Source organism: Clostridium lacusfryxellense, assembly GCF_018861735.1.
Lineage (GTDB): Bacteria > Bacillota > Clostridia > Clostridiales > Clostridiaceae > Clostridium_AD > Clostridium_AD lacusfryxellense.
This window is the reverse complement of the sequence record NZ_JAHLEB010000031.1, coordinates 50,728-57,700: the sequence shown is the minus strand read 5'-3', so window position 1 is coordinate 57,700 and position 6,973 is coordinate 50,728. Positions and strand designations below refer to the sequence as shown.

Annotated in this window: 7 protein-coding genes; 5 read left to right on the top strand and 2 right to left on the bottom strand. The window is 29.3% G+C overall.

Features of this window, described 5'->3' with window-relative positions:
• Positions 1–142 precede the first annotated feature (142 nt).
• Both KPL55_RS16405 and KPL55_RS16400 read right to left on the bottom strand, forming a co-directional pair.
• Positions 143–388: an AbrB/MazE/SpoVT family DNA-binding domain-containing protein gene (locus KPL55_RS16405; RefSeq protein WP_071614011.1), complete on the bottom strand. Its 246-nt coding sequence runs from the start codon at positions 386–388 to the stop codon at positions 143–145.
• Positions 389–707: 319 nt separating this feature from the next.
• Positions 708–1,199, bottom strand: a complete 492-nt coding sequence (locus tag KPL55_RS16400) for a YajQ family cyclic di-GMP-binding protein (RefSeq protein ID WP_216307823.1) — start codon at positions 1,197–1,199, stop codon at positions 708–710.
• A 292-nt stretch (positions 1,200–1,491) separates the two neighbouring features.
• Here KPL55_RS16400 and KPL55_RS16395 point away from each other — a divergent pair, with 292 nt between their 5' ends.
• From KPL55_RS16395 to KPL55_RS16375, 5 genes are all read left to right on the top strand, one after another.
• On the top strand, positions 1,492–2,184 hold the full coding sequence (locus tag KPL55_RS16395) for a sensor histidine kinase (RefSeq protein WP_216307822.1): 693 nt from the start codon (positions 1,492–1,494) through the stop codon (positions 2,182–2,184).
• Positions 2,185–2,214: 30 nt separating this feature from the next.
• A complete protein-coding gene (locus KPL55_RS16390; RefSeq protein ID WP_216307821.1) occupies positions 2,215–2,949 on the top strand; it encodes a LytR/AlgR family response regulator transcription factor in 735 nt (244 codons plus the stop codon).
• A gap of 24 nt (positions 2,950–2,973) precedes the next feature.
• Positions 2,974–3,357 carry a response regulator gene (locus KPL55_RS16385; RefSeq protein ID WP_216307820.1) on the top strand — a complete coding sequence of 128 codons (384 nt, stop codon included), beginning with the start codon at positions 2,974–2,976 and terminating at the stop codon, positions 3,355–3,357.
• A gap of 236 nt (positions 3,358–3,593) precedes the next feature.
• Positions 3,594–5,759 (top strand): DNA helicase RecQ, encoded by a 2,166-nt coding sequence (gene recQ, locus KPL55_RS16380; RefSeq protein WP_216307819.1) that lies wholly within the window; start codon positions 3,594–3,596, stop codon positions 5,757–5,759.
• Positions 5,760–5,774: 15 nt separating this feature from the next.
• The gene (locus KPL55_RS16375) at positions 5,775–6,959 is read left to right on the top strand and encodes a DEAD/DEAH box helicase (RefSeq protein WP_216307818.1); all 1,185 of its coding nucleotides are present in this window, start codon (positions 5,775–5,777) and stop codon (positions 6,957–6,959) included.
• Positions 6,960–6,973 lie beyond the last annotated feature (14 nt).

The following is a 6,973-nucleotide window of genomic DNA, read 5'->3' as shown; positions in this document are numbered from 1 at the left end:
ATACTAATTCGACATATCTTTTAAAATTCCTTTTTGTTTTTAGTTTTTTATAAAAAAAAATCGCCATCTTTAATTTGATGACGATTTTTCATATAGTTTTTCAGTGGCCTCATTAAAGGATATCTTTTTTTATGTTTTAAACTTATTTACCTGAACCTAATTCAGCAAGACAATCTTTACAAATATTTTTACCTTTGTAATTTACAACGTCTCTTGCATTTTGACAGAAAATACAAGCTGGTTCATATTTTTTAAGAATGATTTGATCACCGTCTACATAGATTTCTAAAGCGTCCTTGATATCTATATCCAAAGTTCTTCTCAATTCTATAGGAATAACAATTCTTCCAAGTTCGTCCACTTTTCTTACTATACCTGTTGATTTCATATAATTTCCTCCTCAAACATCTTTCGACTTATTTATAATTAAATTGTAGCAAATAATACATAAAACGTCAATAGGTTTATGAAAAGATTTAAGAATAAAAATAAAAATTAACAAACTTTTACGTATTATGCAAATAAAATATAATGGCATGTCACTTTAAACGTTATTATAATAGCTTCTGCATTATACATAAATTTTTAATTATTACAATATTCATAATTGTATGTAAATAGTGTAAAACATAATAATACATAAATTTCAAATTTTAGTACAAATAAAAAAGGGCTAGTATAATTAATACTAACCCTAAAAACTAAAACTACCTATAATTAGTGAATTGAAGCGCAATATCAAAATCCTTTGATTTTACAAGAGCCATTACTTCTTGTAGCGAATCAAGATCTTTGCTAGTAACTCTTAATTGATTATCCATAATTTGAGCTTGAACTTTAAGTTTACTAGATTTAATTTCAGCAATTATTTTTTTGGCTTTTTCTGTAGAAATACCTTTTATAATTTTAGCAGTTTGTCTTGCAGAACCTAATGTTGCTTCCTCTTGTTTATCAAGGTCCAATGCTTTACCAGATATACCTCTTTTAATTAACTTACTTACAAGAACTTCTACAACTGATTTTAATTTAAAGTCATCGTCTGATACAATTTTAATATCCTCTTTTACTAGTTTTATTTCAGTAATAGTATTTTTAAAATCATACCTTTGTTTGATTTCTTTTAATGCTTGGTTTATTGCATTATCTACTTCTTGTAAATCTACATCTGATACTATGTCAAACGAATGTGCACTTGCCATAATTAAAAACCTCCTCTATATTCTACTATTAATAGAATTCTCTTAATTAATAGTAGGTTAATAATTTGAAAATGTCCAGTAGTTAATGAGTAAAGAGTATAAAAACTGGTTATATTACCTGTTTTTAATGCAAATTACATTAATATTAATATTTTATACACTTTATTAGAATTTAAAACCACCTTTTACTAAGGTATCCAGGAAATCAATCGATATACATATAAGAACATAAAAATAGGATGATTCAATATTCTATTGCGATACAGTTGATTATAATGATAATAACGCATGGATGTTTAGAAGGAGAAAAAAATTGATTCTAATAGATGAAGATATTATAATAAATAAAGATATAGTAATAAATAAAGATATAGTAACAAATAAAGATCAAAAAAACCAAAGTAAACAAATTGAAACTTATATTAATCAACATTTTCTCTTTAACACCCTAAATAGTATATTGTCACTTTGTAGAGAAAATTCTGAGGAAGCTAGAAATGTTGTTTTAGAACTTAGTAGTTATTTAAGATTTAGTCTTAATGTATCAGATGAAATTGTTTTTTTGAATGAAGAAATAGATCACATAAAATCATATTTGTATATTCAAAAAGTTAGATTTGGAACAAGGTTAAATGTCAATTACATTATAGAGAAGGACTTGAATTTTTTAATACCAAAAAACTCATTATATAATTTAATAGACAACGCGGTTAACCATGGAATCTTAAAAAAGGCAATAGGTGGAACAATAACATTAATAGTTATCAGTGACAGAGAAAAGATAGTTATAGAGATTAAAGATGATGGTGTTGGTATGGAAGATGAGAAAACAATGAAGATGCTAAGCGATAATTTTGGATCTCTTTCAATTTCAAAGGGTCAATATGAGGATTTATATAAGGGGAATTTGGAAGTGATTAGCAAATCACAAATTGGTACATATATAACTATAAGTATACCAATAAAAAATATAAAATTAATTTAATAATTAAATTTAAGTATGGGCGGGGTGTATATGCTAAGAGTAGTTCTAGTAGATGATGAAAAATTGGCTTTAGACGAATTGAGTTTTATTTTAAGTAAAAACAGTGAAATAGAAATTATAGGTAAGTATGAAAGTCCTTTAGCAGCTTTAGAATTTATAAAAAAATCCGAACCCGAAATCGTCTTTCTTGATGTGAAAATGCCGGAAATTGATGGGTTTACTTTGGCAAAAGAGATAAACAAACTTGATTTTCAAGTGAATATTGTATTTGCAACAGTATTTGATAAGTATGCTATAAGGGCATTTGAAATGAATGCTATAGATTATGTTTTAAAACCTTTTTCAGAGAAAAGGCTAGATCTTACTATGGATAAAATAAATGAAAAATACAGTAATAATAAAAACGCACTTCTAAAAGAAAAATCTATTGAAGGTATGATAAAGATACCACTTTGGAAAGATGAGTGCATATATCTTGTACACCCACAGGATATATTATATTGCACTGTATTAAATAAAGAGGTGTTTGTTTTTGCTAAAGAGGCTACGTTCACAACACATGACACGCTAAATCAATTAGCCAATAAACTTATAAATCATAATTTTTTTAGGAGTCATAAAAGTTATTTAGTTAATTTAGATAGAATTTATAAAATAGTTCCGTGGTTTAACAGTACTTTTGTATTGCAAATAGAAGGATTAAAAGAGGAGGTCCCTGTAAGCAGACATTATGTTAAGGATTTTAAAAAAATACTTAATATGTGATTTTAGAAGGATAGAGAGGTATAAATGAAAAAGATATTAATAGTAGATGATGAAGTTAACAATAGATTATTACTTGAGGAGATACTTGAAGATTTTAAAGAAATAGGAGTAGAAATACTTCTGGCAAGTGATGGAAAGCAAGCTTTAGATTTAATTGAAAGCGAGAGACCGAATTTGGTATTTTTAGATATAATGATGCCTACAATAAATGGATATGAGGTATGTAACGTAGTAAAAAAAGAATTAAAGCTGATTAATATATATATAGTATTGTTAACAGCAAGAGGACAAAAAGATGACAGAGACAGAGGGTTTGAAGTTTTATGTGACAAATATATTACTAAACCTTTTTATTTTAATGAGGTTATAGGAATAGCTGAAGATGTACTAGAATTAAAAATTCATTAGTTTTATGTTTTCATAGATATACTATTTTAAAATAGTATATCTATTTTTTTTATAATTGCTATGATTTAAATCTTATAAAGTTGACGAAAATAAATAATGACACATCTTTTCCTAAGTTATAAGATGAAATATTCTCAATTTTAAACAAATATGAACTTCGTGTTATAAAGGTACAAATATTTTAAAATAATGTTATACTATTATAAGTAATTATTACGGATGAGAGGAAGAAATATATGTTGCGTGAAGCACAAGAAAAATTAAAGAAGTATTATGGATATGATGATTTTAGAAAAGGACAAGGAAGTGTAATAGAGAGTATTATGAGTGGACATGATACCTTTGCTGTAATGCCTACAGGAGCTGGAAAATCTGTGTGTTATCAAATACCTGCTCTAATGCTTAGTGGGGTAACGCTTGTTGTATCACCACTTATATCCCTTATGAAGGATCAAGTAGATACATTAAATAGTATAGGAATAGCTGCAACATATATAAATAGCTCACTCAGTATTAATGAGGTTAATGATAGAATTGATAAGGTATCTTCAGGGGAGTTTAAGCTTCTTTATGTTGCACCAGAGAGGCTAGAATCAGACTTTTTCTGCAACATGCTAAATAGATTAGAAATATCGCTATTGGCAGTGGATGAAGCACATTGTGTATCTCAATGGGGACATGATTTTAGACCTAGTTATGCAGCAATTTCTATTTTAATAGATAAATTACGGACTAGGCCAATTATAGCAGCATTTACTGCTACTGCAACGCAGGAAGTAAGAACTGACGTTATAAAGTTACTAAAATTAAGAGAGCCAGATGTTTATGTGACTGGCTTTAATAGAGAAAATTTAAGTTTTACCGTTATTCGCGGAGAGAACAAAAGAGATTTTGTTTTAAAATATATTCAAGATAATAAAGATAAAGTAGGAATAATATACACGGCTACAAGGAAGGAAACGAACAATCTTTATGAACTTCTACATAAAAAGGGATATAATGTAGGTAAATACCATGCGGGGCTTAATGATGAAGAAAGAAAACAAAACCAAGAGAAATTCTTGTTTGATGATATAAATATTATTATAGCTACAAACGCATTTGGAATGGGAATAGATAAGTCAAATGTTAGATACGTAATTCATTATAATTTGACTAAAAGCATGGAGGCTTATTATCAAGAAGCTGGGCGTGGAGGTAGGGATGGCGAACCTAGCGAATGTGTATTATTATTTTCAGCAGCAGACGTTTTGCTCCAAAAATTCTTTATAGAGCAAAGTGGCGCAATCCCCGAAAGAAAGGTAAATGAATATAAGAAACTTCAGGCAATGGTGGATTATTCACATACTACTAGATGTCTTAGAAAATTTATTTTAGAGTATTTTGGTGAAGAAAATGTAATAGATAAATGTGATAATTGTAGCACCTGCAATGATGAAAGTGAACTTGTAGATATAACTATTGAAGCACAAAAGATATTTTCTTGTATATTTAGGATGAAAGAGAGATACGGTACTTCACTAATTGCAGAAGTGCTCAGAGGATCTAAGAATAAAAAAGTTTTGGAGCTTGGATTTGATAAGTTATCAACATATGGAATAATAAAGCAATATACTGTTAAAGAAATAAGAGATCTTATAAATGTGCTTACAGCAGAAGAATATTTATCCCTTGCAGATGGCCAGTTTCCGGTTGTTCATTTGAAAGAGAAAGCAGTTGCAGTTCTCAAAAATGAAGTAAAAGTGTATCAAAAAGTTGAGAAAAAGAAAGCTAAAGTTATTAAGGATACTGGCCTATTTGAAATACTTAGATCGCTTAGAAAAGAAATATCTGAGAGAGAAAAAGTTCCACCATATATTGTGTTTGCGGATAGTGCATTAAGGGAGATGAGCGAGTATTTTCCAGTAAATGAGAAAGAAATGCTCAATATCAAAGGTGTTGGAGAATCTAAGCTTAATAAGTATGGAGAGGAATTTATTTCGGCTATTAAAAAGTATATGAAGGAAAACAATATAGAACTTAAGGAAGAAATACTATATAATGAAGGGGACGATAAAACGGAAGTGGCAGTAGAACAAGATTCTAAAAACAATGATAAGGTGCCTAGTTATATTATTACATATAATATGTATAAAGAAGGCAAAAGCATTGAGGAAATAATCAGTGAGAGACAACTTAAAAGCCTCACGGTTCAGGAACATATATTTAAATGTGCTTCTGAGGGTTTTGATGTTAATTTAGATGATTTTATTCCCAAAGATCATGAAGCGCTTATTATTGAAGTTATAGAGAAAATAGGAGCCTCAAAACTGAGACCTATTAAAGAAGCATTACCAGAAGAAATAGATTATCTAGCTATAAAAGCAACTATTTTTAAATATGCTAATACTAGAATTTCTTAGAATAAAGGAGAAAACATGGAGAAATTATTTAATGAACTAGGATTAAAAGAGAACCTTATTGAAGGTCTTATTAAGCAAGGAATTGAAAGCCCTACAGAAATTCAAGAAAAGGCTATACCAATAGGACTTGCGGGACTTGACATTATAGGAGAATCAGAAACAGGTACAGGTAAAACATTAGCTTACTTATTGCCAATATTCCAAAAGATAGACGTAACATCAAAGGATATTCAAGCAATAATACTTGCGCCTACGCACGAGCTTGCAATGCAGATACATAAGCAGATAGAATTGTTATCGGCAAACTCTGGTAGCAACGTAAAGTCTACAAGTATAATAGGAAATGTTAATATTAAAAGGCAGCTAGAATCCCTAAAGGAAAAACCACATATAGTAGTGGGATCTGCTGGAAGAATTTTAGAACTCATTACTATGAAGAAACTAAAATCTCACTTCGTTAAAACAATAGTAATAGATGAAGGCGATAGAATGATAGATGAGGATAATATAGAGGGTGTAAAATCAATAATAAAAACTACACTTAGAGATAGACAAATTATGATATTCTCAGCTACGATTTCACTTAAGGTTGTAGAGATTGCTAAAACTTTAATGAAGGACCCAGAGATTATTAAAGTGGGAGATAAAAGTGTTGTAAACCCTAATATAGAGCATATATATTTTGTAGTTGAGCAAAGAGATAAACTTACGCTACTAAGGAAACTTATAAGTGCTACTAATCCTGAAAAAGCAATAATATTTATAAACAAAAGTGATGAAGTAGAAATCACAACTTCAAAACTTAGTTATCATGGACTCAAGGTAGAGGGCATTCATGGATCCTCTGATAAAGAAAATAGAAAAAAGGCTCTTGAGGATTTTAATGAAGGTAAAATTCAACTCTTAGTGGCTTCTGATTTAGCAGCTAGAGGGCTTGATATAGCTGGAGTAACACATATATTTAATCTTGATATACCAGAAAACTCTAAGGACTATTTACATAGGGTAGGTAGAACAGCAAGGATGGGTAGACGAGGCCTTGCATTATCCATAGCAGTAGAGAGAGAACTCGATCTTATCAAAAGTTATGAAAAAGATTTTAATATAGAAATATTACAAATGGATATCGCAAGAGGTATGATTTCGCCACATAGAGAAATGCCTCAATTTGAAAAAAGAAGAGCAAAAAAGGAAAAATAAATTACATTAGCCTA

Bases quoted from the DNA above. Each gene is read 5' to 3' on its own strand.
- KPL55_RS16405 (WP_071614011.1), bottom strand. From the start codon at position 388: ATGAAATCAACAGGTATAGTAAGAAAAGTGGACGAACTTGGAAGAATT.
- KPL55_RS16385 (WP_216307820.1), top strand. From the start codon at position 2,974: ATGAAAAAGATATTAATAGTAGATGATGAAGTTAACAATAGATTATTA.
- KPL55_RS16375 (WP_216307818.1), top strand. From the start codon at position 5,775: ATGGAGAAATTATTTAATGAACTAGGATTAAAAGAGAACCTTATTGAA.
- KPL55_RS16390 (WP_216307821.1), top strand. From the start codon at position 2,215: ATGCTAAGAGTAGTTCTAGTAGATGATGAAAAATTGGCTTTAGACGAA.
- recQ (WP_216307819.1), top strand. From the start codon at position 3,594: ATGTTGCGTGAAGCACAAGAAAAATTAAAGAAGTATTATGGATATGAT.
- KPL55_RS16395 (WP_216307822.1), top strand. From the start codon at position 1,492: ATGTTTAGAAGGAGAAAAAAATTGATTCTAATAGATGAAGATATTATA.
- KPL55_RS16400 (WP_216307823.1), bottom strand. From the start codon at position 1,199: ATGGCAAGTGCACATTCGTTTGACATAGTATCAGATGTAGATTTACAA.